This window comes from Pseudomonas sp. JZ114, from assembly GCF_051027705.1.
In the GTDB taxonomy this organism is placed as follows: Bacteria; Pseudomonadota; Gammaproteobacteria; order Pseudomonadales; family Pseudomonadaceae; genus Chryseomonas; species Chryseomonas luteola.
Map to the genome: position 1 here is coordinate 46,527 of NZ_CP069260.1, position 25,136 is coordinate 71,662.

Genomic DNA, 25,136 nt, shown 5'->3' on the forward strand with positions numbered 1-25,136 from the left:
AAGAGGCTGCATACCTCCTAACGATGCAAGATTAGCGACACCCTTTAGCAAGACTTTTAGCGACACCTTCAACTCAACCCTGCCGGGGCATATCTGTCCCGTATGGGCTGGATATGTCTGCGGCTTTCCGAGGATGTATCCATGACAGTTGACAAGGCATTACTGCAAGAGCTGGTCGTTGTGAACGCTGACTACGATATCTGGAGCGGACAGGTTCGCCTGGAAGACAAGGATATCAAGTTGGGTGAAGGCGGCGAGCTACCCCCTGACCGTGTGGCTCAGCTGGGTAACAAGACGATCTGCGATCCGGCATCGCTCAAGGTGTTTCGCTCGCTTCGCGGTGCGACACGCCGGATGCTGGAGGGCTATGGGCTTCCTTTCCTGACCGGATGGGCCGTTCCTCGCAGCAAACTTTCGGAAATACTGGGCAAGCTTGAAACGGCTCGACTCACGTTCGAGCAGGAAAAGCAGGCTTTTTTGGGCAACTACGACAGTTCTATCCAGAACTGGATTGCGAACAACGTCGGCTACGAAGAGGCTATTCGTAACGGGGTACTGGATCGTAATAGCGTAGAGAAACGTCTGAAGTTCGATTATCAGGTGTTTCATATCCAGCCGGTGTCCGGCGAGCCAAACGCTGAGAAGCGTCTGGCAGACCAGACCAAGGGCCTTGCAGGTCAACTGTTTCGGGAAATCGAAACGGAAGCGGACGAGTTTTATCAGAAGTACCTACGTGGTAAGGCTGAGATCAGTGTCCGTACCCGCAAGCGCCTGGAATGCCTGGCTGACAAGGTGGATGGTTTGAGCTTTCTGAACCGGGCTTTCGAGCCTGTCGTAAGACTGCTCAGGGAAACCGTTGATGGCTACGATCAGCATGCTGATGGAGGCCCCATCGGTGCACCATTCTTCTTTCAGATCTACTCGGTCGTCACGATCCTGCGTGATCAGGCCCAGATGAAGGACTTTGCAGACGGCAATCCTGCTGCACAGCCCGACGACTCCTTTGACATGGCGCTTCCCGCGCACATGACTCAGGACATTTCTGCTCCACCAGCGGTTCAGGCTTCTGCTGCTCCGGTCAAGCCGGCGCCTCAGGTACCTCAAGCCGTTCAACAGAGCTTTGATCTGGACGAGCTTCTCCATGATATGGATTCGTTCTTTGACAGGGCTGTGAAGAAGCCTGCGGCACCTGCTCCGGCAGATTCCGCGATTGTTTCACCTACGGTTGCATCACCTCTTTCCGAGTCATCGGTCAAGGATGTGGCACAACCGGTAACACAGGCTCAGCCTTCGAATGCTCCGGCGTTCGAAATGCCCGAGCTTGAGGACAACTACTACCTCTAGTAGCTGTTTCTTTCCCCCCATGGCGGGCCATTCCCGCTACTGGGGATGGTCTGTCCTCCTTTTTTCAAAAAATGAGGTGTGACATGACTGCAAGTGCTTTCAGCAAGGCTTCCCAGAGCATTTTCGCGGCACTACCCATCGTGGCGGCTGCGTATGGCGAGAAGTTTGGTGTGAAGGTAATCGTGGGTGGCCAGCAGGCGATGACTGATGGCCAGACCATTGTGGTACCTAACGTACAAGGCGAAAGGTTCGGGGATGCTCTCTGGGGCTACCTTGCACATGAAGCCGCGCACGTCAGGATGACTAACTTTGATGACGTTAGAGATGCCGGGACTTGCTCAGCTTTTCTGGGAGCGATGCTCAACATCTTTGAGGACTGCCGGATTGAGCGCGAGATGATAAAGCTCTATCCGGGCACAGCCAGAACGCTTAATGCGGTAGCCGCGTACATGGTTGATCAGAGGCATTTCGAGACCCCGACACAGGATACTCATCCTGCGAGGATACTTGAGGCGTACTGCCTGTACTTCCTGCGATGCAAGGTGGTAGGGCAGCACGTTATCGAGGACACGCTGGTTGCCACAACAGCCGTCTATGAACAGGTCATTCCGAAAGGTGTGCAGGTTCGTCTGGCGGTCTTGCTGGGGCGAGCAGGGCAGCTGAGAAGTACGGCCGATGCGCTGGTGCTCTCAAGGGAAGTCCTCAGGATGGTTGAAGAGGAAGCCCAGAAGGAGCAGGACGCGCAACAGCCGGAGCCGTCACCGCAGGACTCGACTCAGCCTCAGGCTGGTTCAGGTCAAGCAGGTGGCCAGTGCTCTGCTGGCGGCGATGCTGGAAATGCTCAGGGCACTGCCTCGGGTAGTGCTTCGAGTACAGGAGGTGATGCAGACGCCAGCAGTCCCGGTGTCATGCAGCAGATCCTTGATGCACGAGCAGATGATCATCTCAAGGACAAGACAGACGCCCTTCGGGCCGACCTCAACTCCGGTGCTGATCAAACTGCTCCTGTTGTCAACGTACCCACAGCGCTTGAGGTGATGAATGATCAGGCGTCCGGGCAGATGTTGATTGGACAGGTGGCGGCAGCTTCCAGCCGGATTCAGTCGCAACTCATGGGCCTGGTTCAGGCCAGCCAGCGCAACGGGTATACACCGGGGCGTCACGGCAGGCATCTGGACACGAACCGGCTCCATCGGCTCGTCAGTGGTGATACGCGCATCTTTCGGCGTAGCGCTGAACGAAAGCATCCTGATACGGCGGTTCATCTACTGGTAGACATGAGTTCGTCCATGGACAAGCTCATGCCTTCCGGTGAACACGTTTATGAGGTTGCTCGTGATGCCGCCATGGCACTGGCGCTGGGGTTGGAGAAGATCAACGGGGTAAACCCGGCGGTTACGTTCTTCTGCAAAAACAGCCGTCAGCCCGTCTGGAGTGTGGTGAAGCATGGACAAAAGGTCAGCCGTAATGCAGGCCGGTTCAGTTTCTCACCGGATGGCAGGACACCCATGACCGAAGCGATCTGGTACTCGGCTTTCGAGCTGAGCAAGACCCGGGAGCGACGGAAAATGGTGTTGGTGGTAACGGATGGCGAACCCAATAACGTCGGGTCCTGCCAGCACGTCGTGCAGCTCTGCCAGCGCAGCGGTATCGAGATGATCGGTATTGGTGTCGGCAAAGGTGCAAAGGTAGCGAGCCTGTTTGCGTCGTCGATTCAGATCGAAAGCGTAAATGACCTTAAACACACGCTATTTCAGTTGATGAGTGATGCATTGACGGGTGTTGCCGTGTGATCCGGTATCACAGGGGGCTGCGGTCTGGCCCTCCTGTGATGTTGTTAAACCCCTTGGGGCAGACATGCCCCTTTGGGGTCGTGCTGCCCTTCTTTTGGAGCAGCACGCCATGAGAAGAGCCCTTGCACGCTTCAATGAACTGCAGCTGTGCCTGGACCTCCTGTTTTTCGAAGAGCTACTCGACGCCTCCTCCGAGGAACAGAGTCGCATCCAGTGGACCGATGAAGAAATCAGCCTGCTCCGGCAGCGGATGCTTCAGTACGCCCTGCATGCACTGGCTTCGACGAAAACCTGTAATTCCACCCGAGACGAATGGATCGAGTGGGTTGAAGACGATCACCTGACACCCTTCAGTTTCACCGTCTGCGCGCAGGAAAGCGGATGTGATCCAGAGGCGTTAAAGGTTCGGGTTCAACGACTGGTGCGGTAGCGATACCGCTTATACCCCATGGGGCACAGCCCTCTGGGGTCGTGCCCCTCTCTATCTGGAGAGTAGGCATGAACGTTGGCGACCATCCGCACCTGGTGTGGCTTCGGCAGGCGATCACTGCTGATTCAGCGAGTAAAGCGCTGCTTCAGCAAATGATGCACCTTGCAGAGAAGTGGAATCGGCAATGGCATGGTGTTCTGAAAAGAACCCGTCACCAGCTGCTGGGAACACAACTCAAGCATCCGCGACGTCGGGACTGGTATGCCCTGATCGTCGCGGATGAGTTGATACCTGACATGTATCGGGCGCAGTACTTCGACCGTAGCGGCTTTGGTGCTCATGCCACATATGAGATGGCTGAGCAGGTCCTGGAGAACCTGATCGTGGAGGGCTACTGCCTGGTAGTAGAAGGCGTTTTTGAAACGCTCAGCTGTACCCGGGAGTGGGCCATAGGGCTTTACAAGAAGGATCTGATTCGCCGGATACATCAAGGTGAGCTGTCCATGACGGAAGCCGAGCTTTTATTGCGTGAGTACGCACGGCAGCAGAGTTAGCTGGCATGCGTTTAAAGAGGCGGTAGCAATACCGTTTACACCCCATGGGGCACAGCCCCCTGGGGGTTCGTGCCCCTTCTTTTTGGAGAAGAGCCATGAACCACGTAAGCGACCATCCGCACTTTGTACAGCTACAACAGGGCCTTGCAGAAGGCACTTCCAACGACTGGTTTATCCGGCATCTGATGCCCAAGGCCGTCGAGATGAACCGGCACTGGCGAGCAATCCTCATCGAAACCAACGGTGAGCTGCTTGGCCTTGAGCTGGAACATCCAAAGCTTCGCAGCTACGCCCTGATCATGCCTGACCCATCAACACCCGGCATGTATCGCGCGCAGTACTTCGACAGCAAGGGGATGAAGGCGCACATGACCTGGGCCACACCAGAGCAGGTGCTCGAATCCCTGATCATGGCCGGCTACGTCAGGATCTCTCGTGGTGCCCTCGAACGCCTCAGCGTGACAAGGGAATGGGCGATCGGCATGTACAGGGTCGACCTGATTCGCAGGCTTAACGCAGGCGAAATCTGTTTTGCCAGTGCTGAAAGGCTCCTCATGGAGTTCGAGGCGCAGGTGCAATCCGTGGCCGCTCGTTAGCCACGTCAATTACCCACCCATAAGGGGGCTTCCCCCTTATGGGGAAGGCTCCCTTTCGGGTTGGGGCCAACACAATCCAACGTTGAAAGGTGAGCGTATGAACGGTAATGCAGCAAGAGAGCCCCGCAAGTTCTACGACCTTGAAAAGGTCAATGATCAGGCGTCGGCTTATGGATGGATAGGCATCATGCGGGCCCTGGCGCCTGATCTGGAACGCGCCATCTCCAGACTCGGTCGCGGTGTGCCTTGCCCGGTCCACGGTGGCCGTGATGGGTTTCGTCTGTTCAAGGACTTCAACGTCCGCGGCGGTGCGATCTGTAACACCTGCGGTGCATTTGGAGGCGGTATTACCCTGCTGTGTTTTGTCAGGGGTCTGCGTTTTCCGGAAGCGCTTGTAGAGGTTGCCGAGTTCCTGAGGGTTGATCCTGAACCCCCACGGTATCAACGTCGTGAGACGTCCGAGAGGCGTCCTCGTCCTGTCCAGCCCCGTCCGCGGGAAAAGGCAGCTGAGGACCACAGCGCTCCACGTGCCATGCAGGAAACTGCGGTGGTTCGTGAAGCGGCTGTAAAGGAGGCGAGCAATGATGAGTGGGCTCGACTGGTTAAACCCGGTCGTCGTGGTCCCATTGATCTGAAGGCGCGCGCCGAGGCACTCAAGGCAAGACAGGCAGAGGAAATCAGCTGCGAGGCTGATCTGGCTGAGCGCTTTGGGTACGAGGTGATTGAGCACGAATCTCAGCCAGAACCTGAACCTGTGAAAGCTCCACCGGTAGCACCGGCCATCATTATTGAGCCGGAAAAACCCAGGCTTGCACTGGTCAAGAGTAAGCCCGTGTCCGCATCGACGTCAGATCGCAAGAGCCTGAACGTCGATCGTCACTGGCGTGAGTCGCTGCCATTGAATGCATCACAGGCTGAACCTGCACGGTTGTATTTGCAGGGACGCAAGGTGTTGCCGCGAGGTGGCGCTGACTGGCTGGACAATGACTGCGTACGCTTTCATCCGGCGTTCCCGTACTGGGATACCGTGACGGAAGTGGATATGGAGACCGGGGAAGAGCGGGAAACCATCGCTGAGATAGGGAAGTTTCCGGCCATTGTCTGCGCCATTGTAAACAACAAGGGTGAGATCCTGACCCTTCACCGAACCTACCTGAGCAGTACGGGTAGCAAGGCCGATGTGGAAAGTCCGCGCAAGATGATGCCGGTCCCCGAGGGGAAATCGATCAGAGGCGCGGCGATCCAGATGGGTACTCCGGTTGATGGAGTGCTTGGTGTTGCCGAAGGGCTGGAAACAGCGCTTTCGGCGTACCGCGCAACAGGTATTGCTACCTGGAGCACGGTCAATGCAACACTGCTTGAAGGCTTTACACCGCCCGCAGGGGTTCACACGGTACTGGTCTGGGCCGACAAGGACAGATCATGCACGGGTGAATCGGCGGCCATGAGGCTCAAGCTGCGTCTGCAGCAGCAGGGTATCAGGGTGATCGTGATACTTCCTACCGCACCAATCCCTTCCGGCAGTAAAGGAATTGATTGGAACGATGTGATGATTCGTCAGGGCATTTCGGGTTTCCCGAGCCTGGCGCTTCTTCGCAGCGTAGTGGGAGGTTAAGCCATGCACTCCAATCCACACCTGCCTGCTGATCTGCTCGACACCACTCCGGGTTCGGCCACACGAGGCGTTTTTGCGCCTCCGGCCGGCTGGGAGGGGAGTGAGCAGGACTATGCTGCCCTGATCCGGGATCGTTTCGATGCCCGGGAAACACAGGCGCGCATTCTGTTCATCATAAAGTATGCGGCTCAGGGTCCTGTGACCTGTGCAGGGCCGTATGCCACGATGGCGGCTCGCATCGTTCACCGTCTGGTGAAGAAATGCGGGAAGGAATGCTACAACCTTGTTGTTAAGTGACAAAAAGAAACCAGCCCTCCGGGGCTGGTTTTCTTTTCTAACTGACAAGCAGAAGCAGACCTAGTCCTTGATCGACATCCAGCTCTCAACGGTGTCGGCGCCGTACTTGGCTTTCCATGCCTTGAGAACCTTGTGGTTGCCGCCCTTGGTTTCGATGATCTCGTTGGTCTCCGGATGCCGGTAGACCTTGATGTTACGGGCGCGGCGGGGATTGCTTTGTTCGGCTGGCGCAGCACTGGCCTTCTGTTGGAGGAGTTCTGGCGCGACCGCAGCCACTACGTCACGTGGGCGTTTGCCATACTTCTCCATCAGCTCATTAAGCTCGTCGAGAAATTGGAGATCCTTTTTAAGTTCTTCACTGGAAGTTAGTGTTTCCAGATGTTCCTTGAGGCGCTTTAGTTCTGCTTCCGTTTCACGGTACTGGAGTAAGAGGCTCATATAGATTTGCTCGTTAGTTATCAGGGACAGAATTATCCTAAAGGGTGACTGGGCCTTGAGCTAATACATTTTCGGAAAATTTACACCCATGACTTGCATTCTGAAATTTGGTGGTAGGTTTATATCAAACATTCTTTCCGGTGACGGGGAACGCTATCATGATGTTATTAAGTACACGCACGGTATTGGCAGAAGATGGTAGTTACCTTGTCTACTGGTGGACAGGTCTAAAAAAGAAGGGTGTACTTTCTGTCCAGTTCAAGGAGTATATAAAAGATGTCAAACTGGCTGTCGAACTGGTAGCCATTAGACATCTTCTTTACTTCAGGCAGGTATTTAATCGTTATCCCATAACAGGGGCCGGTATTTATCTAAGTGTCACGGATGAAGCCATGGTTGAGATCCTGGGTAATGGCCTTCCACCCAAGCACCTGTATCCCTATGCGGCGTTACTGGGTCGACTCTATGGATCCAAGACACAGGTGCCCAATGAGCGGGATCTGCCGTTCAATCGTGACGACCCTGACTTTGGCGAAGTGGAGTATGTCTATCCCACGGAAGAATATCGCCAGTGCAAGGTCATGCTGGAAACGCCTGCCCTTGGCCGAATCAGTCTCACCCAGCACGCGGTAGATGCCTATTTTGAGCGTGTCAGCAGTGGCAAACCCCGCTGCCCATGGTCAAGCCTGGCCCGTAGGCTCTCGCATCCTGAGCTTAGGCTGGTACCCATGCCAGAGCGGATCAGGCGCCACAAGCTGTTCAAGTTTGGCAGCGTGGATGAGGTGGAGACCTGGGGACACGAGACCAGCAAATTCCTGTATCTCCTGATCCGGGACGGTGAGCAGAAAACTGTAGTCACCTGCTTTGAACGCAGGCCTCAGGATCGGGTATAACGTCTCAACCACAAGAGGAAACAGCATGAACAAATCTGAACTGGTAAAGGCTATTTCTGAGAAGGGGCAGCTGACGCTCAAGGAAGCCGAGGCTGCGCTTAACGGCTTTGTCGAGTCAATCACCGAGTCCGTAAAGGATGGTCAGGATGTGGTTCTGGTAGGGTTCGGCACTTTTAGTCTCAAGGAACGTGCAGCGCGTACCGGGCGTAATCCCCAGACGGGAAAACCTATCGAAATTGCGGCCAGCAAGTCGGTGGCGTTCAAGCCGGGCAAGCAATTAAAGGAAAGTGTGGCCTGATCTGACTTTGATTATCAAGGCCTGCTCGCGCAGGCTTTTTTATTTCCAGCTTAGTTAACTTTTATCCCTTCGAAGTACTTGCATAACCGGATTTGCATGAGACAGTGGAAGTAACTTCCAGTGTTCAGGCAGGTCAGCCATGTTTATCTCACTTGTTGATTCAATCAAGGAACCGGCACTTCTCACCAGTTGTATCAGCAATGTTCACTACCGCACCTACAAGACCAAACAAAAGGTCAGGGAGTCTGGTCAGGTAGTTGATGTAATGTTGGACATGGCCTCGCTAAAGGTTACAGAAATTGATTTTAAAAGAACGATCATGCGCTCTCAGACTATTACGTTTGAGATAACGTCCGAAGGGTTATTAAAGAAGAACGGGCGTAATGAAGTCGTCTTTCAACAAGCACGTGAATTCAATCCCCATGCCGGTAAACTTGAGGGAGGTATTCATATATCCAAGCATTCGCTCAGCGAGCGTGAAATTAAACGGTTCGTTGATCGCGTACTGGCCTTTGCCGAGCATGACTTGATTGAGCTGGGTGCCAAGGGCCGTCCCAATGTTACCAGCGAGCGGCTCTATGTAGCGGGATGGTTCCAGAAATTTACCAGCCATGGCGTGGTGCCGGAGCAGGCGAGGCCCGCACGTCAGCCGATTCAGGACGAAGGTGAAGAGGCTAGCTGGGAAGAGCCTACGCCTCTGGTTGATCCTGAGCAGACCTGTGTTCTCGCGCCCAGCCGAGTCATTGAAGCGCTGGCAGTTTCTCCCTTACGACTCAAACGCCTGTCGCTTGTAGATGGCAAGACGCGCCTTGCCGTGTGGTGTGATGGCAAGCCTTTCGTGATCTGCGGCCAGCCTGAAAGCCGCATGGCCTCTGGGCTGGCGCACTCTCTAGCCAGTGCCCCGTGGTTTAAGTCCCTCGCTGGCTATCTAGGGGTTAGTGCTCAGGAAATCTCAGTGGGGACCATCAGCGAAGGCCAGTACAAGACAGATCACTACCATGCCTTGTGTCTGGATAGTCGCCCGCTGTGCCTGTTCGACCTGCCTGAAGAAACACATGCGAGGGCTGGCGTCCTGTGTCTGGATGATGACCTTGGCTCACTGCTGCTCAAGCAGTGGAACGCTACCGGTATCCGGGTAAAGGATATGGCACGCATCGATGCCTTGTGCAGGGCTGCGCCGGCACTGGTTAATTCACTTGACCGGCTGGAGCGCGCCGTCTCGGCCATATCCCTTTCGCCACTCATCACCGAAATGGTGGATCGCCCTGTTCAGGTAGCCCGACAGACGCTGACTCAGGCGCTAGGACATAGCTAGGCGCTGGGCCGGGAGCTGTGGGAAAAAGGTGTGGGATAGCTTTAGTCAGGTTTGCGTAATCACAACCCTCATGGGCCTTATAGGTAGAAATGTATGGGGATGAATTTTCCTCAAACATTGTTTTGAAATCAGAACGGTAATCAGGGAATATACCCTCAACTTTGGAGACCCTTCCGATGACCAGTCTATCCGAGATCCAGCTGACGCATCCCAGCGGTGCCCTTTACATTGCCGAACCCAAAGGACAGGAGGAATGGATCTTGTCCTGGCCGGAAGGGAGTCGCCGGTTCTTGGGAAACCGTAGAGAAGCCACCACCGAACTGAAGCGGGAAGTCTCAGCACGTCCTGCGGCCTGGGACAGCGAGTGCGAACACGACCTGACGACCTATCACGGCATGATAGGAGCCTACCGCCGCCTGCTACAGGCCAATCCGGGCAAGGCACTGGTCATCGAGCATGAGAGCTTTGCCATACTGCTGGGGGAGAACTACGTCGCCAACTGCGGTGCATACTACGACGGCGCTCCCTATATTGATCATTCGTGTGATCTTCTTGAGTCGTGGTGGGAGAGTCGCGGTTGCTGGTGCTGGGACGAAACACCAGAGCAGAGCGCCAGCAGGGTACTTCAGCCTGTCTTTGTTGATATTGACTGATCGCACGGTCTGGCGCTGGTCCATCACGGCCTGATGCTGCACCCAGCGCCAGCAGACTAAATTTGCCATGGAGAGAAAGATGGCTCTGGACAACGCAACAGCGCTACCGGGCGTACGTGTGGTAACTCGTTTTGGTAACGGTGTGATTGTCAGTACCAGTCCCGATCACCGGGCCGAGGTACGGCTCGATCAGCCGATACGAGAGAACGACCATCAATACTGGGCCGCCTTCAGAAACCTGTGCAGCGAAGTCGAGGTTGAAGCCGAAGCACGGGAGACACTGCGCGCAGCTCCGGCCATGCTTGTGCTGGTCCTGGTCATGTTGGGGCTGGTCTACTGGGCACTCGGTGCGCTTGATGAATACTTCAGCTATGGCGAGCAACCTGCCACCGCCGAGCAGATCGCTCAGTTTACGGCTGGCTCTACATGCCATCGTGAGCAAGTCCAGAGCGAGCTGAATCAGGGTCGGCTATTGATCAATGATGATCTGGACAGGCTCTCCAGACGCTGCGAACGTCTTGAGAACGAGGCGCAGGAGTTGAGTGTTGCCAGAGAGCAGATAGCTGCTCAGCGCAATGCAGTATCAGGTCTATGAGCAAGCTAACCCCAAAACTTGTAAAAGCCCTTGCCGAGCCCGGAAGCTATCAGGATGGCCGGGGCCTTCAGCTTCGCATTTCTGCGCAGCTGCGCAAGAGCTGGATTTATAGGTACATGATCAATGGCCGGCGGCATGATCTTTCGTTGGGCAGCTATCCAGCAATCTCCCTACGTGATGCGCGCCTGGCTGCAGACAAGTACCGGCTTGAAATCTCACGCGGGATCAACCCAGTCCTTGAGCGCCGGAAAGAGCGTGAGGGCAGATCCTCTGAGAAGCTGGAAGCCAAGACCTTTCAGACTGAGGCTGCACGTTATATTCGAACGCACTCGCCCAGCTGGAGCACCAAGCACTCGCAACAGTGGCAGAATTCACTAGCGAAGTACGTATTTCCCGTGATTGGCTCCATGCCGCTGGCCCAGATCGACACCGATGACGTGCTGGAAGTGCTGGAGCCTATCTGGAGTGTTATCCCGGTAACGGCCAGTCGCCTGCGCAACCGTATTGAACTGGTCCTCGATGCGGCCAAGGCCAGAAAGCTGAGGGAAGGGGAGAACCCGGCGCGCTGGCGCGGGCACCTGGACAAGCTCCTGCCCAAACAGGGCAGCAGGGTCAAGCCGTTTGGCTCGTTGTCTGCCGAGGATACCGCACGGCTCATGCATCGGCTCGATAGCCTGGAGGGTGCTGCAGCACGCGCAACAGAACTCATGATCCTGACCGCAACCCGTAACAGCGAGACCTGCGGTGCCCGCTGGGCCGAGCTGGATTTTGAGCAAAAGCTCTGGACTATTCCGGGCGAGCGCATGAAGACGGGCAAGACGCACCGCATCCCTCTGACCGAGGCCATGATTGAGGTGATCAGCCAGCAGAAGGGCCAGCATCCGGAGTGGGTTTTCCCAAACAGTCGCCGCACAGGCTGTATACCCGGTAATGCCATTGGCCGCGCATTGGATACCTTAAAGGTTCACATGGCAGTGCCGCATGGCTTTCGCGCCACCTTCAGAACCTGGGCGGCAGAGACCACGAACTACCCTCGCGAGGTCTGTGAGATGGCGCTGGCGCATACGCTGGGCAGCAAGGTGGAAGCGGCCTACAACCGTGGGGATTTGCTGGAAAAGAGAAGGGGGCTAATGGAGGAGTGGAGCGGCTTTCTGCATGATTCCACAGACTATAAAGATTTACATCAACCACTGTAAAAGAAGCCTTGGACAAAGAGTGCTCGTATTCATCTGCAGCACCTGCGAGGCTTGGTTATGGAATTATTCAGGTATCAACTGCTTTCGAGAGTAGAGCTTGGCTGCCTGATAGAAATCTCTGACACTCTGCTGGCGCATTTGTATGGTTAGCTCCTGCATCGCTATATAAATCCTTGAGGATTCGGGCGTCTGTAATGCTTGCAATGCGTTCATGAAACCTTCAATTTGCCATCTTATCTGGTCCCGTCTTTGAAACGCCTTCGGCTGTCCATCATTCAAGACATTGATCAGCTGGTCAGCCAGCAACCAGGCTTCAACCTCCAGCCGCTCAGCATCCGTTCGTGGCGCAATGACATAGTGAAAAGGATTGGGGATATTGCCCACGTTTCTAGCGTCCTTGAATATGATTAGCCATGCAAAACATTATAAGGTTTAGCGCTGCCACCCCGACTACGCAAAGATATCATCTCATACAGGGTTTCGATGGTAACGTGGACCCAGACTTTGTAAAAAGCAGCCTATAGGGCAGGCTCTGATAGACATTGCATAGCTGCGTCATAGACGTTGATCTAGATAGCGCAATCTTCCTTCGCTGGATTGTCGACCACTGGCGTAGGATGTGGCTGTTAGCAGTGATGTCTAGAGAAGAATCATACTGATTGCAGCTAAAGTGAAGAGCGCTATGGAGGCGCAACAAAGTAATAGTTGAACATGACAATTTCTCTGTGACGTCACTTCCATACTCTTTGCGTATTCAACTGGGCCTTGGTGTAAAGCTCTGAGCTGGCCCATCCGGTACCCCAGGTACAATGCCTTGGCATGTGTCTCGTCACCTTTCGCCTCTGAAACAGCTTTAGCCCAAAGAGTGGGAATAGGTCTTTGTAGGGTGAGTTCCATGACTATTTGCCTGTGAAAATCGTCATCATTCATTTATAAACAAGCCGCTTGATGAGAAGAGCTAAAAGCTATCGGCAGAGGCAAAGCAGGCTTAAGTTGAATGTTTAGCCTAGCAGGCCCGCATGGCTTTCGCGCAACGTTCAGAACCTGGGCGGCGGAAATCACGAATTATCCTCGAGAGGTCTGTGAGATGGCGCTGGCGCATACCTTGGGCAGCAAGGTGGAGGCGGCCTATAACCGAGGGGATCTGTTAGAGAAACGGAGGCCTGGTGCAGGAGTGGAGCAGCTTTTTTCTAATTACGACAGACTACTAAGATCTCTGTTAGCTGCTGTAGTCTCATAGGCGCCATAATAACGCTGGATGACTTTGGAACCGGCTATTCCTCCGTGGGCTACCTTCAGTCGTTTCCATTAGACAAGAACACAATTGATAAGTCATTGGTTCATCAAATGGAGTCCAGCCCACAAGCGTTATCCATTGTGAAGGCTATCATCGGTCTAAGCTTGAGTCTTGGTATCAGAATCACTGCCGAGGGCGTTGAACAGCTTTAAAAGCTCAAGGAGGAGGGATACTTACAGTTTTAGGGCTATCTCTTTAGCCGGCCACAACCCGCAGATTCAAGTTTACGCGGATATAAGCAGTCTCATAAAACGCCTTAAAAGGTTACATTCGAGATACAGTTGACGCTATAAATTTTTGTGCATGCATGGTAACTATTGTGCCAGCGCATCTATTAATCTTGCTCGAGTAGTCGTTGTACCCTTGAGGCTAATTCTGAAATCGTAAAAGGCTTCGTCATAACTTCGACATCATGGCGGAACAAGCTTTTGGGCAAGGTTACTGTTTTGTCATATCCGGTAATGAACATGATCTTTAGTTTGGGAAACCTATCCAGCACATGTGCCGCCAGGTCACGGCCGTTTATGCCAGGTAGGCCTATATCGGTCAGAAGGAGATCCACAGGTTTGGCTGCCGTAACTATCAATTCTAATGCGTGCTGGCCATTGCCTGTGCTTAGAACATGATAATCAAGGTCCTCTAAAACTTCGATAATGATCTCACGTAGCACCTCGTCATCCTCAACAAGCATAACCGTTTGCTGTAGTCCTTCTTTCAAAGGCTCGTCAGTTGAAGAAGTATGCTGACAGGTCTCTCTAATATATCGTGGCAGATAAAGGCTTACCGTTGTGCCTTTGGCCTGAGTCGACTCAATAGTAAAATGCCCATTGCTTTGCTTCACAAAGCCATAAACCATGGAAAGACCTAGGCCTGTGCCTTCGCCTATGGGCTTCGTGGTAAAAAAGGGCTCTATAACCCGATCCATTATCTCGGGCGCGATACCTGTCCCGGTATCGACAATACTGATACAAACACATTCACCCTCAAATAAGCCGGGAACGGAAGCACTGTTGGTGATCTGGCAAATGATGATCCCTCCGTTGGGCATTGCATCACGTGCATTTATTGCCAGATTCAAGACGGCATTTTCCAGCTGGTGATGATCACAGAATGTTGTCCAAAGGTCACCTTCATAGTGCACTTCAAACCGATACTCAGGCCCTAACGACTGATTAATAAAGCTCTGGAATTCATCAAAAAGGTCGTTGAGTTTTAAAGGCTTTGGGTTGAGCGATTGCCGGCGAGAAAAAGCCAGCAAACGGTGGGTGAGGGAGGCTGCACGTTGCGCCGAAGCCATTGCGTTGTCTGTGTAGCGTTCAAGGCCTACACATGTTCCTTTTGCAATGCGCTTTTGCATGATTCCAAGCGAGCCGATAATGCCTCCGAGGTGGTTGTTGAAATCATGGGCTATACCTCCAGTCAACTGGCCTACAGCTTCCATTTTTTGGGCCTGGCGCAATTGCTCCTCGAACTGGCGCTGAGCTGTCACATTGATAAAGTAGGCGACCAGTAGTGATTCATTAGCAACTGTTACCAGCGTCTTAGTAGTAATGATGATTTGAGGTTTTCCCTCTGGACCAATGATCGTCTCTTCGTTTTCACACGGACACTGTGTGGCAATTACCTTTTCTTCCATTTGCCAATACGTAGCTGCATGCTCTGCTGGAAAGCAGTCGTAGTCAGTTTTGCCTACAAGCGTATCAATAGGATCCTGAAAATAGCCGGAAGCCGCCTGGTTGACGAAAACGATCCGGTGATTGAGGTCTTTAACTATGACCGGTATCGGCAGTGCTTCAAGCACCGCGAGCGCTGCTTCTTTATCTAGCATTTCAATCACCAGGCCTGATACGAAAGGAAAAGCTCTACCGAGCAAAACTGAGGAATAGAGTAGGCAAAATGAGCAAAAGTATCTAAAGCTGTAGTCTCTGTATGGCCTTTATTGCCTACATCCCTATGCTTCACTGTCAAGCTGTTTTAAGGGGTAACATCTCATTGTGCATGTAGCTGTTCTTAAGATAATAATCGCAGCTTCGACAACTGTTTTACGTCTTAAACCGACTGTTACATGTGCTGTTAGATCAGAACGAGTCTGAGGTTATTCCAAGCTGTGTCCGTTAGGGATGAAAACTGAGCCTGAAGATTTGATTGGATCAAACTGTATCTGCTGAAATCGCAGGGTATACCCTATTACGGCCATGCTCTTTGGCTATATACAATGCTTTGTCAGCGGCCTTGATCAGAAGCTCAGGAGCAATATGCTCTTCTGTGGGACGGTAGGTATAAACCCCAGCGCTAACCGTTACCTCACCTATTTCACTGCCCTGGTGAGGAATATGTAAACTGCGGATTGCTGTAAGAGCGCGCTCAGCTACCTGATATGTTCCAAGCTCGTCCGTTCCTGGTAACAATATCGTCATTTCTTCTCCCCCATACCGTATCGCCAGGTCAGAAACTCTCCTCGTAGCGTCCCTGATTACCTGAGCTACCGCTTGAATACAGGCATCGCCTGCCAGATGGCCATAAAGATCGTTATAGCGCTTGAAATGGTCAATATCGATCATAATAACGCCAAGCGGATCGTGGCTACGTCTGGCGCGATTTATCTCAATAGGCAACACCCGGTCTAGTTGTCGACGATTGCCAAGACCGGTGAGGCTATCATGTAAGGAAAGCTCCTCCAGTTCTCTATGCGCTTGACGAAGTTGTTCTTCGGTTTGCACAGTACGTCTAATCTGGCGAAGCAAAGTGACGCCTAGGGCCAGCATCCCCGCTATCATAAAGGCGACAACGGCAGCAGACCGTTCTGCATCTGCTCGCCAGGAGGCAAGGATAGCCTCTTTAGACAGGCCGGCTTCGATTATCAGAGGGTATCGGGTCAGTTGCTGGTAGCTGTACATCCGCTTTACACCATCAACTACAGCTGTAATAAGTACTGTACCGCTTTGGGAGTGAGGCAGGTATCGAGTAAAGATCTCACTTTTTGACAAACTGCTGCCTATAACGGACTCGTTAAATGGTCTACGCGCCAGAATAGTCCCATTAGTCAAGGCAAGCACTATGGCGCCTTTGTCATCGACCTTGAAACCAGAATAAAATTGCACGAAATAGTCCACCCGTAAGGTCGCCAGTAGAACGCCTGCAAAGCTTCCATCACGGTTACTGATCCGTCTCGATACAGGCAAAATTAATTCACCTGTAGAGCGACTTTTGACGACGGGGCCTATTCGATGCTCAGAACTGGTGTGGTTTTGATGATAAATAAAATACTCTCGATCCGAGTTGTTAGCTCCCTCAGGTACCACATCCTTATCAGTAACAAGCCACTTGCCTTCCTTATCGTAGACAAACAAGCCATGCAGCTGAGGAATGCCAGCCACCTGTCTTTTGAAAAGCGCTCTAAGTCTTTCAGTTTGAATATTTCCGAGACCGTCCCACTCCAGCCGTTCCTGTGCTCCAATCGTTAAGGTATCGATTTCTTTAATGCTGTCTTCAGCATGTTGAGCTACCGACCTGGCTAGGTTGGACGTACTGGTTTCTGCTTCCAGTAGAGCTTGACGATAGCCGCTCCAGACCTGCCAGCACTCCATTGCGGTTAATGCAAAAATTACTAAACAGACAAAAGCCAGTCCGAGCTGCTGCATTGAGACAAGCCTTGCTTTTATATGGTTTTGGCTCTGATTGGGCATTGCTGCGCTCGGATAGGATCAGCAGGATAAAAAAGAGTTTTAATGCCTTGTAGATAACGCTTAGGTGTATTAATTCATCTATTATAGTGGGTGAATGATCCTTATCAGCTCCTCAGCAGGAGGGTTCAATGCCTTGCACTGGCTGCTGGCCAAGTTGCCCTCAGAACTAAAGGCTGGCGTGCGGGTTGTTGTGCACATCAGTGCCAACGAGCAGGCGCTACTGGATATCCTTTCCCAACACACCCTGTAGTAGTCAACTAATCAGGCTCGTCTGGAGGTGTATGTTAAGGAATTCTGCACTCCACGGGCCGATCATCCCTTCTGGCGGGTGGGTTTGTTATTCGCACATCTGATGAGCTCAAGCGTATTATTGACAGCAATGTTGAGAGCCTGTGGATCGACCTGGCGCAAGGTCATGAGGTCGATCCACAATTTCAGACAAGGCCTGAAATCACGCCGTTACCGATCCAGGTTGAAATGGCTGAAGAGGCAACGCGGGCCAGGTAGCTGTGTGACAGTGCTAAAACGGCAGTCAAATGCATGCTTGAAGATGCTTGGATGGGACACGTTGTTGAATTGGGCGACGTCATGGATCTGCTGGCTCAAAAAGGCTACGGCCGCATCATGAGCCGTGAATCACCCAAGGTGTGGGGCTTTCATCACTGGATTATCTTTGGGGCATCAACATGGTAATGGAAATGGGTTCCCACCTAAATTGCACAGGTCTTGAGGTTCTCGTATGATGCCTGCTCTCGATTCTACTCTCAGGCTGTCGCGGCCCTAGGATCGAGAGAGCGGCCAAAGCTCCCTCCGTTAGTAGCCGCTCGGGCATAAAAGGTCTTTCTCGTAAGGATCCTTTTATGCCTTCCTTTCCTGACGGGGTAGAACCCAAAAGAAGTATATCTGAGCTAAATCGTATGGCGATTTAAGACGCGCCAAATCTGATTAACATTGCTCAGCATTTCGCAGGCGCCATTCATAGTGAGTATCGGTAGCTTGCCGGGTTTCCTTTGAGTGCGGCCTTTCATATGAGACTTTGAACCAAGCCAAGGTCTGCCATGGGAAAGCCCTGCCATTTGTAGGTTTCTCTGAACTAAAGCGGCAAACCCCGACTCCAGACCTATAGTGGCAATGATGCCAGCCAGCGCATCTGGACAGTCTGATGACATCAGATCAGTTGCGCTTAAAGACTGACTAGCCTGGATGCCAGATACCAGGCGTGGTGCAAAGCACACCACTTAAACCCATCACAGCCAAGGCTGTTGAAGAGACCCAGAGGTGACCTATGCAACATACTCTAGTAGCCGCGTTTGATCGCTATAACGAAGCTGAACTGGTTAAACGCGAACTCCTGGCCAAGGGCGTTTCCCAGACCAATATTCAGATTGCCGCTGCCAACGAAACCGGTGTGATGGATGGCACGACCGATACGTCTATGCGCACAGACGCATCCCATACCGATACTCACGACGGCTCGGTCTCTGAAAAAGTAGGCCATTTTTTCCGGTCACTCTTTAGTGATGATGACACCGAGCATAAAGGCTATCGGGATACCTACACCGAAGCGGTTCGTCGAGGCTCTACCGTAGTAACTGTGACCGTTAATGACGACGCTCAGGTCCCGGTAGTTGAAGACATCCTCGAGCGTAACGGCGCAATCGATATTGATGAGCGCAGCGCTACCTGGACCAGCCAGGGCGCAACGGCTTATACCAATACCATGGGCGATAGCGCAGTCACCAGCGATGCCACCATGGCGCCAACAGCTACCTCAACTACGGCAGCTACCATGGGCGTAAACGCTACCCCACTGGCTGATCAGATGCCGGCTGAAACAACGGCCATTCCAGTGATGGAAGAAGACCTGAAGGTGGGTAAGCGAGAGAATCGCCTGGGACGAGTGCGTGTGGTTTCCCATATGACCGAACGTCCCGTTGAGGAAACCGTAAACCTGCGTGAAGAGCATGCAGTTATCGAGCGTCGCCCGGTAGATCGTCCGGTCTCAACCGATGACGTGTCTGCATTCCGTGAGGGTACGGTTGAGATTCAGGAAACTGCTGAAGAAGCTGTTGTGGCCAAGACTGCACGAGTCGTTGAAGAAGTGGTAGTGGGCAAGGAAACCACACAGCACACCGAAACGGTACGCGATACCGTACGCCGTACTGATGTGGATATTGAGAAGGATGGTACTCGCTCACACCTGAGCGGTACTCATGACGCAGATACAGACCTTACCAATCGCACCAAGCCCTAATGGTAGTGCGAGCGGCTAATGCCAGAGGAGGCTGCTCCTAAGCAGCCTTCTTGTATACCGCTCTTTTCCAACTATCCCTAAGGTGGAGGTCTTTGTGTCTGTGTTGCCCGATGAAGAGGATGCCCTTGTTCGTCGTGTCGAATGCGAGGAATGCGGCGAGATGAGGCCATGTCATTACACGCTTCATCCTGAAAGTGACTCGCTTGGCTGGCTCTGTCCTTTTTGCAAAACAGAGCTCCAGCCTTCATAGGCACACAGAGGATAAGCTTCGGGCCACAACCATTAATGCGCTTCGCCGTATAAAGTTTTTTCACGATTGATCATGATATCCGCCAGATACCAGTAGGCCTTGCCCCAGGCGTCTAGGATCTCATCAGTTGCCGCATCGCCCAATACATCCCTGATGGCGGGTAACAGCGCATTAGCCACGGCGGGATAGTGTTCGGGCTTGATATGGGTTGCAACATGGCGAGCGCAGATCTTGTCTACAGCGCCCTGAATGGCTTCTACCCGATCTGCATTTTTAGCAAACGCCAAGATAGCGCCAGCCAGTCGCTTGGGCTGCTCGCCGGACTTGAAAGCTGCGTCATCGAATAGCGCCTTGATTTCAGGATCAACAAAGAGACGCTCGTACATTCGAGTGGTAATTGCCACGCCATGCTCCTGAAGGACAGGAGCAGTAGATTTAACGATGGCAATGGTTTCAGGAGAAAGAGGCTCGCTCATCACAGGTTCCTTAAAGACTTCAGGCTAATAGGTTTCTTATCAGCTAAACAATGCTGTTATCTCGTTTCAGAGTATAGACCGCTGCTGAGGCTTCGCTGGTACTATGGCCAAGGATCTGCAAAGTAGCCTAGTCTTCCTGCTTACGCAGATTGATTGGCCGTACGTTATGAGGCAGCTCCGCCGAACCTGAGGCGAATTGATAGTTGTTTCTGCCCTTGCGTTTAGCGGTATACATGGCCGCATCAGCCCGAGCCATGATGCTTTCCGCTGAGAGATTATCAGTCGTGGAGCTCAGCGCGATGCCAATGCTGGTGCCAATTTTGGCTGGTCCATCAGGAAGAGAAAAAGGAACGTTGATCGTATCGCATACACTCTTGGCGATACGGCTACAGATAGCTTCTGACGCAACGCCACTGGCAATAATGACAAACTCATCACCAGCCAGTCGGCTGATGAAGTCATCCTTTCTTATCGCTTGACCGAGCCTGCGCGCTACCTGCTTCAGGATCTCATCACCACCCTCATGGCCATGGGTATCATTGGCCAGCTTGAACCCATCAAGATCAAGGAAAAACAGGGAAAATGGAACGCCATCATGCCGGGCGGCAGCTATCACCTGTTCGAGCCTGTCATGCAAGGCGCGGCGATTGGGTAGGCCAGTCAGTGGATCAAGCATGGCCTTGTCGACCAGAGCCTTTTCTGCCCGCTTACGTTCTGTGACATCCTGGGACATAACGTAAAAGCCGACCACCTCACCATGACGCACGTCAGGAATATAGGTAGCGCTCCAGATACGGTCCTGTTCAAGGCTGTACTGGATATTGTCATGGCTGACCCGCTCCCCTGCCAATGCCCGCTGGAAACAAGGAAGCAGTTCCCTATAGAGCTCAGGGCGCAACATCGCCGTCAGGGGTTTACCCAGCAGGGTTTTCGGATCGATATTAAAGATCTGACGATACACGTCGTTATTGAAGCGATAGCACAGGTTACGGTCTACCTGCGCAATGAGAATAGGCAGGTTGTCCGTGATGGTTTGCAGGGTTTCCCGGCTACTTTGCAGCTCAAGCGTCCGCTCCTGGACACGCCTTTCCAGTTCAGCCTGATAGTTCAGCCGCAGGGCTTCGTGCTCCTTACGCTGGCGGATATCATGCACCGCGGCGATAAAGTGTAACGGATTGCCTGCGCCATCTCTTACCAGCGTAACGTCAATTGCTACCCAGACCAGATGTCCAGCCTTGTGAATGTAGCGCTTCTCAAGCGAGTAGGTCTGGCGTCGATTAAACATGAGATCAGCAATAAGATTCAGATCCGCTGCCAGATCCTCGGGATAGGTCACGTCTGAAAATGTCTTCTGCCTGAGCTCCCCGGCCGTATAGCCCAGTATCTCGCACAGCCTTGGATTAACCTCGGCAAACCGTCCCTGAAGGTCAATCAGCGTCTTTCCAATAGGCGACTGCTGGAACATGGCTGTAAAACGCGCCTCACGATAACGCAGCGCCTGAGCATCCTGTTCCTGGATCAGCCGGGTTTCCCTGGCCGCCTCCCGTTGTATCAGTTCACGTTCAACCACACGGGCCAGATCCTTGAGACTAGCTTTGGCTCGCTCAGTTAGGGTTCGGGGCTGGGTATCGATTGCGCACAGGGTACCAAGCACCAGACCCTGACTGCTGCGCAGCGGCACACCAGCATAGAACCGTACATAGGGCTCGCCGGTAACCAGCGGGTTGTCCGCAAAGCGTGGATCTTGCCATGCATCTTCAATCAGCAGCATGTCCTCGACATGAAGCGCATGGGCGCAAAAGGCCAGATCTCGTGGCGTCTCACACACCTCAAGGCCCACCACCGATTTGAACCATTGCCGATGCTCATCCACCAGTGACACTAGGGCGATAGGAACCTGAAGAAGCTCGGAGACCACCCGGGTGATACGGTCAAAGGTCTCTTCCGCTGGGGTATCAAGCAGGTCGAGACTATGAAGCAGGCGAAGCCGCGCCTCTTCATTGGCGGGCAGAGGTGCGATTAGCATGATAGGGACTCAAATCGGCGTCTAAACAACTAATCCTCTTATGCCAGCCGAGAGGTCTGGAATCAAATGAAATGGTATGAGTTAGGCCATGCTACTGCTTGCCGGTATAGGATCAGCGGATTCTCCCATCGACAATTCTGCATAGGACTTGATGCATCCTGGCATAGGTGGCCTCCGTCAGCTTTGATTGGCTAGCTGACTAACGATTGCAGGAAGGCGACATGCAGAGACTAAAAAAGCGCAATCCGGCCAGGCACGCCATCAGGCTTGGCTGTATAGCATTGGGAGCCGCTTCGCTTCCCGTCTGGTTTCTAACGGGAGCGCAGGAAAGTAATTACGAGCATAAGGGGCTCATTGCCTTTTGCTCACTGGTGCCCTTTTTTCTCTTGTCGATCCTAGGCATTGGCAAGGACAAGTCCTCACCCTGCATAGATTAAGAAATCTGACTAGAGACCTATGCTTCAGCATCTGGCATACAATAAGTTTATGATTGGCACATCGCAGGGTGCACTCTGTTCCGGCCCAGTCCCTTTGCCTCGTACAGGTTCTGATCAGCCAGCCCAAGCGCTTCCGTCGGGCTGTAAGCAAAGCCATCGCAGCCGACCACATGGTAGCCGATACTGGCAGTCACACGTCCCAACGGAGAGTCCAGGTGTTCGATATTGAGCGCCCTGATACCCTCTACTATGGACATAGCGATCTGATGGGTACCCGGTTCATCCGTATTAGGTAGGAGAATGACTATTTCTTCTCCTCCATAACGTGCAACTAGATCGCCTGCACGCCGTACGCTTTTCTGGACGACCTGAGCTACCGCTTGCAGGCACAGATCTCCCATTTGATGCCCATAGCGGTCGTTGAAGTTCTTGAAGAAATCAACATCAAGCATAATCAGCCCTACAGGGTACCCCTGTCGCTTTGCTCGATTAAGCTCAACCGGCAGCATGACATCAAAGTGACGCCGGTTGGAAAGACCGGTAAGACCATCCTCCATTGCCAGCTTTTCAACTGCTTCATAAGCTGTCGCAAGCTCGAGCTGATGCTCCTGGTCCAGTCGCATATAGCGTAAGACCAGCAGGCCCATTGCAAATAAAACAGCCAGCATGACAAGCAGGCCGCCTGTATAGATAACAACCTCGGTTATCCAGGCCGCCAGCACATCGCGTCGGGAGAGTCCGACCTGAACGACCACAGGATAGCGCTCAAGGGCCTGATAGCCCTGGATGCGATCTATACCGTCAACAACGGACCGGATGCGCGCTACCCCCGACGGACTTTGCAGCAGGTACTTGCTATAGACCTCACCTTTGGAAAGACTGTAATTGATGTTCTTTTCTGAATAAGGAAGCCGTGAGATGACTTCGCCACTGCGTAAGGCCTGCGAGATAATATCTCTTGGGCCTAGATGAAAGTCGGCATAGTACTGGTTGAAGTACTCGATGTTGACCGTGATAAGAAAAACACCCGCGAAGCTGTTGTCCGGGTTGTTGATCCGGCGCGAGACCGGCACGACGAGGTCACCTGTGGAGCGGCTACGCAGAGGGGTACCAATACGTATCGCTCGATCCATAAAGGTCTTGTGATAAATGAAATAGTCACGGTCACTATTGTTGATGCTGGCGGGATAGTCATCCTTGTCCGTTACGATCCAGTTGCCGTCCTTGTCATATACGAAGAAGCCATGCACCTGATTCATCTGCGCAACCTGGCGTTTGAATAGTCGCTTCAAACGCGTCACATCATCGCCCGATAACCCAGCGCCAAAGTTATCCCATTCCAGACGCTCGACGATCCCATAGCTGGCCAGGTCAAGGTCTTCATAGATGTCATAGGCATGCTGCGCCATGGATTTCACAAGGTTAGCAGCATTGGTTTCAGCCGCGCGTAGGGTCGCCTCATAGCTCCTGAACAGCTGCAGCGAGACGACACTGACAAGGCCCAGCGTAAAGCACACAGAAAAGGCAATAAACACACGCCGAAGACGATTGGTTTGTTTCATGGAAGCCTTTTCTTATCAATCCGGGCAATGGCAGTTTCAGCGGGGCGTCTTTCAAGAAAGACTATTTGCTCAACTGTCGGCTAAATAGCTTATTAATTAACTTAAATTCCTAAATAGTTATTTCAACAGATGAGCGTACAATTCTTTGCGATGAAAATCGTAGCTAAGATTTCAGTATGGCGTACGGCAGCCGTTAAGCTTTGGGTCTAAAATTTTGGTGGTTCGTATGCTTGCTGGTAGTTATGACCCACTTCTTGTGCTGGTCTCTGTAATCGTGGCGGTGCTGACCTCTTACACTGCGCTGCAACTGGCGTCTGCCGTATTTGGAACGTCCGGTACGGCTGCCCGGGTGTGGCTGAGCTGTGGCGCCCTGGCCATGGGGACCGGCATCTGGGCAATGCATTTTATTGGGATGCTTGCCTTTAGTTTGCCAATTGAGCTTGGCTACCAGATCTCAACTACCGTGCTGTCACTGGGACTCGCCGTGCTAGCTTCAGCCCTGGCGCTCAGAATCGTCTGTCGTACGGATCTTAAGACCAGGCATTTCGCAGTAGGCGGTCTGGTGATGGGATGCGGTATTGCCGGTATGCATTATACGGGTATGGCGGCGCTCAACATACATCCGGCAATTAGCTATGATCCGGTCTGGTTTTGCGTATCCATTGTGATTGCCATACTCGCATCAACCTCCGCGCTGTGTGTGGCTTTTCATCTCAAACGTCCCTTGCCTCATGTCTGGATGCTGCGCTTTGCCGCCTCCATTTTTCTGGGCTTTGGCGTCGTTGCGATGCATTACGCGGGAATGGCTGGCGCGCACTTCCATAAAGCAAGCGTGAGCGGGGGTATGCTGGAAGGCATTCATGCCTACTGGCTCGGAACATTGGTTTCACTTGCCACCGTCTCGCTATTGGCTATGACGCTGACTGCCATAGTCTTTGAACAGCATGCACACCGAAAAAAACTCGCACGCAGGCTGGCTGATATCCAGTATCGCCTTGCATCACGGCAGAAGAAAGAGGACCCGCTTGAGCGCCTTCCTCGTTATATTGAGCGGGACAAGAGGCCGTCTGTGGACCAGCTCTAAAGCCACTGAGAACGCCAAGCAGCTTTTTATCTCCCGCCTCTAGCCTA

Annotated in this window: 26 protein-coding genes and 1 pseudogene; 20 read left to right on the forward strand and 7 right to left on the reverse strand. The window is 52.9% G+C overall.

All coding sequences use genetic code 11. From position 1 onward, the window contains the following. Positions 1-141 precede the first annotated feature (141 nt). From JQR90_RS24155 to JQR90_RS24185, 7 genes are all read left to right on the forward strand, one after another. Entirely contained in the window at positions 142-1,344 is a 1,203-nt protein-coding gene (locus tag JQR90_RS24155) for a DUF3150 domain-containing protein (protein ID WP_434141198.1), read from the forward strand. Between the two features lie 83 nt (positions 1,345-1,427). Further along, positions 1,428-3,137 (forward strand): VWA domain-containing protein, encoded by a 1,710-nt coding sequence (locus tag JQR90_RS24160; RefSeq protein WP_434141196.1) that lies wholly within the window; start codon positions 1,428-1,430, stop codon positions 3,135-3,137. Positions 3,138-3,246: 109 nt separating this feature from the next. Continuing rightward, complete coding sequence (locus tag JQR90_RS24165) at positions 3,247-3,567, forward strand: hypothetical protein (RefSeq protein ID WP_197873353.1); 321 nt, start codon at positions 3,247-3,249, stop codon at positions 3,565-3,567. A gap of 68 nt (positions 3,568-3,635) precedes the next feature. Beyond that, positions 3,636-4,121 (forward strand): hypothetical protein, encoded by a 486-nt coding sequence (locus JQR90_RS24170; protein ID WP_197873352.1) that lies wholly within the window; start codon positions 3,636-3,638, stop codon positions 4,119-4,121. Between the two features lie 95 nt (positions 4,122-4,216). After that, on the forward strand, positions 4,217-4,717 hold the full coding sequence (locus JQR90_RS24175; protein ID WP_434141194.1) for a hypothetical protein: 501 nt from the start codon (positions 4,217-4,219) through the stop codon (positions 4,715-4,717). Between the two features lie 97 nt (positions 4,718-4,814). Then, positions 4,815-6,332: a DUF7146 domain-containing protein gene (locus JQR90_RS24180; protein WP_083603282.1), complete on the forward strand. Its 1,518-nt coding sequence runs from the start codon at positions 4,815-4,817 to the stop codon at positions 6,330-6,332. Positions 6,333-6,335: 3 nt separating this feature from the next. After that, the gene (locus JQR90_RS24185; RefSeq protein ID WP_010799395.1) at positions 6,336-6,629 is read left to right on the forward strand and encodes a hypothetical protein; all 294 of its coding nucleotides are present in this window, start codon (positions 6,336-6,338) and stop codon (positions 6,627-6,629) included. 60 nt (positions 6,630-6,689) lie between these two features. Here the strand turns inward: JQR90_RS24185 and JQR90_RS24190 are convergent, their stop codons facing one another. Next, entirely contained in the window at positions 6,690-7,067 is a 378-nt protein-coding gene (locus JQR90_RS24190) for a histone-like nucleoid-structuring protein, MvaT/MvaU family (RefSeq protein WP_286788066.1), read from the reverse strand. 158 nt (positions 7,068-7,225) lie between these two features. On the opposite strand from JQR90_RS24190, the gene JQR90_RS24195 reads away from it, so the two are divergent. The 6 genes from JQR90_RS24195 (at position 7,226) to JQR90_RS24220 (ending at position 12,017) form a co-directional block, all read left to right on the forward strand. Further along, entirely contained in the window at positions 7,226-7,960 is a 735-nt protein-coding gene (locus JQR90_RS24195; RefSeq protein WP_434141191.1) for a hypothetical protein, read from the forward strand. 25 nt (positions 7,961-7,985) lie between these two features. Further along, on the forward strand, positions 7,986-8,258 hold the full coding sequence (locus tag JQR90_RS24200) for an HU family DNA-binding protein (protein ID WP_122044533.1): 273 nt from the start codon (positions 7,986-7,988) through the stop codon (positions 8,256-8,258). A gap of 319 nt (positions 8,259-8,577) precedes the next feature. Then, positions 8,578-9,573 carry a hypothetical protein gene (locus JQR90_RS24205; protein WP_434141188.1) on the forward strand — a complete coding sequence of 332 codons (996 nt, stop codon included), beginning with the start codon at positions 8,578-8,580 and terminating at the stop codon, positions 9,571-9,573. 176 nt (positions 9,574-9,749) lie between these two features. Further along, positions 9,750-10,226: a hypothetical protein gene (locus tag JQR90_RS24210; protein ID WP_150345683.1), complete on the forward strand. Its 477-nt coding sequence runs from the start codon at positions 9,750-9,752 to the stop codon at positions 10,224-10,226. A 79-nt stretch (positions 10,227-10,305) separates the two neighbouring features. After that, positions 10,306-10,821 carry a hypothetical protein gene (locus tag JQR90_RS24215; protein WP_010799401.1) on the forward strand — a complete coding sequence of 172 codons (516 nt, stop codon included), beginning with the start codon at positions 10,306-10,308 and terminating at the stop codon, positions 10,819-10,821. Continuing rightward, entirely contained in the window at positions 10,818-12,017 is a 1,200-nt protein-coding gene (locus JQR90_RS24220) for a tyrosine-type recombinase/integrase (RefSeq protein WP_434141186.1), read from the forward strand. Before JQR90_RS24215 ends, JQR90_RS24220 begins: the two co-directional genes overlap by 4 nt. A 63-nt stretch (positions 12,018-12,080) precedes the next feature. Here JQR90_RS24220 and JQR90_RS24225 read toward each other — a convergent pair whose 3' ends face one another. Further along, complete coding sequence (locus JQR90_RS24225) at positions 12,081-12,401, reverse strand: hypothetical protein (protein WP_010799403.1); 321 nt, start codon at positions 12,399-12,401, stop codon at positions 12,081-12,083. Positions 12,402-13,032: 631 nt separating this feature from the next. On the opposite strand from JQR90_RS24225, the pseudogene JQR90_RS24230 reads away from it, so the two are divergent. Further along, positions 13,033-13,228: pseudogene (locus tag JQR90_RS24230) on the forward strand (tyrosine-type recombinase/integrase); the annotation flags it as partial. Positions 13,229-13,301: 73 nt separating this feature from the next. Next, a complete protein-coding gene (locus JQR90_RS24235) occupies positions 13,302-13,466 on the forward strand; it encodes an EAL domain-containing protein (RefSeq protein ID WP_434141183.1) in 165 nt (54 codons plus the stop codon). Positions 13,467-13,648: 182 nt separating this feature from the next. Here JQR90_RS24235 and JQR90_RS24240 read toward each other — a convergent pair whose 3' ends face one another. Beyond that, entirely contained in the window at positions 13,649-15,142 is a 1,494-nt protein-coding gene (locus JQR90_RS24240; RefSeq protein WP_150345681.1) for an ATP-binding protein, read from the reverse strand. A gap of 322 nt (positions 15,143-15,464) precedes the next feature. Then, positions 15,465-16,955: a sensor domain-containing diguanylate cyclase gene (locus JQR90_RS24245; protein WP_434141180.1), complete on the reverse strand. Its 1,491-nt coding sequence runs from the start codon at positions 16,953-16,955 to the stop codon at positions 15,465-15,467. Positions 16,956-17,094: 139 nt separating this feature from the next. Between JQR90_RS24245 and JQR90_RS24250 the strand changes: the two genes are divergently transcribed. The 3 genes from JQR90_RS24250 to JQR90_RS24260 all read left to right on the forward strand — a co-directional run bounded on the left by JQR90_RS24250 (position 17,095) and on the right by JQR90_RS24260 (position 19,254). Beyond that, positions 17,095-17,250, forward strand: a complete 156-nt coding sequence (locus tag JQR90_RS24250; RefSeq protein ID WP_434141177.1) for a chemotaxis protein CheB — start codon at positions 17,095-17,097, stop codon at positions 17,248-17,250. Positions 17,251-17,540: 290 nt separating this feature from the next. Next, a complete protein-coding gene (locus tag JQR90_RS24255; RefSeq protein WP_434141175.1) occupies positions 17,541-17,693 on the forward strand; it encodes a hypothetical protein in 153 nt (50 codons plus the stop codon). Between the two features lie 592 nt (positions 17,694-18,285). After that, on the forward strand, positions 18,286-19,254 hold the full coding sequence (locus tag JQR90_RS24260) for a YsnF/AvaK domain-containing protein (RefSeq protein ID WP_150345677.1): 969 nt from the start codon (positions 18,286-18,288) through the stop codon (positions 19,252-19,254). Between the two features lie 282 nt (positions 19,255-19,536). On the opposite strand, the gene JQR90_RS24265 is transcribed toward JQR90_RS24260, so the two are convergent. Then, positions 19,537-19,980: a globin domain-containing protein gene (locus JQR90_RS24265; protein WP_150345676.1), complete on the reverse strand. Its 444-nt coding sequence runs from the start codon at positions 19,978-19,980 to the stop codon at positions 19,537-19,539. Positions 19,981-20,107: 127 nt separating this feature from the next. Then, a complete protein-coding gene (locus JQR90_RS24270; RefSeq protein ID WP_150345675.1) occupies positions 20,108-22,006 on the reverse strand; it encodes a bifunctional diguanylate cyclase/phosphodiesterase in 1,899 nt (632 codons plus the stop codon). 221 nt (positions 22,007-22,227) lie between these two features. Between JQR90_RS24270 and JQR90_RS24275 the strand changes: the two genes are divergently transcribed. Then, positions 22,228-22,443 carry a hypothetical protein gene (locus JQR90_RS24275; protein ID WP_197873335.1) on the forward strand — a complete coding sequence of 72 codons (216 nt, stop codon included), beginning with the start codon at positions 22,228-22,230 and terminating at the stop codon, positions 22,441-22,443. Positions 22,444-22,490: 47 nt separating this feature from the next. Here the strand turns inward: JQR90_RS24275 and JQR90_RS24280 are convergent, their stop codons facing one another. After that, a complete protein-coding gene (locus JQR90_RS24280; RefSeq protein WP_219654306.1) occupies positions 22,491-24,005 on the reverse strand; it encodes a sensor domain-containing diguanylate cyclase in 1,515 nt (504 codons plus the stop codon). A gap of 226 nt (positions 24,006-24,231) precedes the next feature. Here JQR90_RS24280 and JQR90_RS24285 point away from each other — a divergent pair, with 226 nt between their 5' ends. Further along, positions 24,232-25,089, forward strand: coding sequence for an MHYT domain-containing protein (locus tag JQR90_RS24285; protein WP_150345672.1), 858 nt, complete (start codon positions 24,232-24,234; stop codon positions 25,087-25,089). Positions 25,090-25,136: the final 47 nt, after the last annotated feature.

What these genes read in the sequence shown, in the direction of transcription:
- JQR90_RS24200 (WP_122044533.1), top strand. Translation starts at nt 7,986, where the DNA reads ATGAACAAATCTGAACTGGTAAAGGCTATTTCTGAGAAGGGGCAGCTG.
- JQR90_RS24270 (WP_150345675.1), bottom strand. Translation starts at nt 22,006, where the DNA reads ATGCTAATCGCACCTCTGCCCGCCAATGAAGAGGCGCGGCTTCGCCTG.
- JQR90_RS24215 (WP_010799401.1), top strand. Translation starts at nt 10,306, where the DNA reads ATGGCTCTGGACAACGCAACAGCGCTACCGGGCGTACGTGTGGTAACT.
- JQR90_RS24280 (WP_219654306.1), bottom strand. Translation starts at nt 24,005, where the DNA reads ATGAAACAAACCAATCGTCTTCGGCGTGTGTTTATTGCCTTTTCTGTG.
- JQR90_RS24265 (WP_150345676.1), bottom strand. Translation starts at nt 19,980, where the DNA reads ATGAGCGAGCCTCTTTCTCCTGAAACCATTGCCATCGTTAAATCTACT.
- JQR90_RS24260 (WP_150345677.1), top strand. Translation starts at nt 18,286, where the DNA reads ATGCAACATACTCTAGTAGCCGCGTTTGATCGCTATAACGAAGCTGAA.
- JQR90_RS24170 (WP_197873352.1), top strand. Translation starts at nt 3,636, where the DNA reads ATGAACGTTGGCGACCATCCGCACCTGGTGTGGCTTCGGCAGGCGATC.
- JQR90_RS24285 (WP_150345672.1), top strand. Translation starts at nt 24,232, where the DNA reads ATGCTTGCTGGTAGTTATGACCCACTTCTTGTGCTGGTCTCTGTAATC.
- JQR90_RS24220 (WP_434141186.1), top strand. Translation starts at nt 10,818, where the DNA reads ATGAGCAAGCTAACCCCAAAACTTGTAAAAGCCCTTGCCGAGCCCGGA.
- JQR90_RS24255 (WP_434141175.1), top strand. Translation starts at nt 17,541, where the DNA reads ATGCTTGAAGATGCTTGGATGGGACACGTTGTTGAATTGGGCGACGTC.
- JQR90_RS24205 (WP_434141188.1), top strand. Translation starts at nt 8,578, where the DNA reads ATGCGCTCTCAGACTATTACGTTTGAGATAACGTCCGAAGGGTTATTA.
- JQR90_RS24155 (WP_434141198.1), top strand. Translation starts at nt 142, where the DNA reads ATGACAGTTGACAAGGCATTACTGCAAGAGCTGGTCGTTGTGAACGCT.
- JQR90_RS24240 (WP_150345681.1), bottom strand. Translation starts at nt 15,142, where the DNA reads ATGCTAGATAAAGAAGCAGCGCTCGCGGTGCTTGAAGCACTGCCGATA.
- JQR90_RS24165 (WP_197873353.1), top strand. Translation starts at nt 3,247, where the DNA reads ATGAGAAGAGCCCTTGCACGCTTCAATGAACTGCAGCTGTGCCTGGAC.
- JQR90_RS24190 (WP_286788066.1), bottom strand. Translation starts at nt 7,067, where the DNA reads ATGAGCCTCTTACTCCAGTACCGTGAAACGGAAGCAGAACTAAAGCGC.
- JQR90_RS24160 (WP_434141196.1), top strand. Translation starts at nt 1,428, where the DNA reads ATGACTGCAAGTGCTTTCAGCAAGGCTTCCCAGAGCATTTTCGCGGCA.
- JQR90_RS24250 (WP_434141177.1), top strand. Translation starts at nt 17,095, where the DNA reads ATGATCCTTATCAGCTCCTCAGCAGGAGGGTTCAATGCCTTGCACTGG.
- JQR90_RS24275 (WP_197873335.1), top strand. Translation starts at nt 22,228, where the DNA reads ATGCAGAGACTAAAAAAGCGCAATCCGGCCAGGCACGCCATCAGGCTT.
- JQR90_RS24245 (WP_434141180.1), bottom strand. Translation starts at nt 16,955, where the DNA reads ATGCAGCAGCTCGGACTGGCTTTTGTCTGTTTAGTAATTTTTGCATTA.
- JQR90_RS24210 (WP_150345683.1), top strand. Translation starts at nt 9,750, where the DNA reads ATGACCAGTCTATCCGAGATCCAGCTGACGCATCCCAGCGGTGCCCTT.
- JQR90_RS24175 (WP_434141194.1), top strand. Translation starts at nt 4,217, where the DNA reads ATGAACCACGTAAGCGACCATCCGCACTTTGTACAGCTACAACAGGGC.
- JQR90_RS24185 (WP_010799395.1), top strand. Translation starts at nt 6,336, where the DNA reads ATGCACTCCAATCCACACCTGCCTGCTGATCTGCTCGACACCACTCCG.
- JQR90_RS24180 (WP_083603282.1), top strand. Translation starts at nt 4,815, where the DNA reads ATGAACGGTAATGCAGCAAGAGAGCCCCGCAAGTTCTACGACCTTGAA.
- JQR90_RS24195 (WP_434141191.1), top strand. Translation starts at nt 7,226, where the DNA reads ATGATGTTATTAAGTACACGCACGGTATTGGCAGAAGATGGTAGTTAC.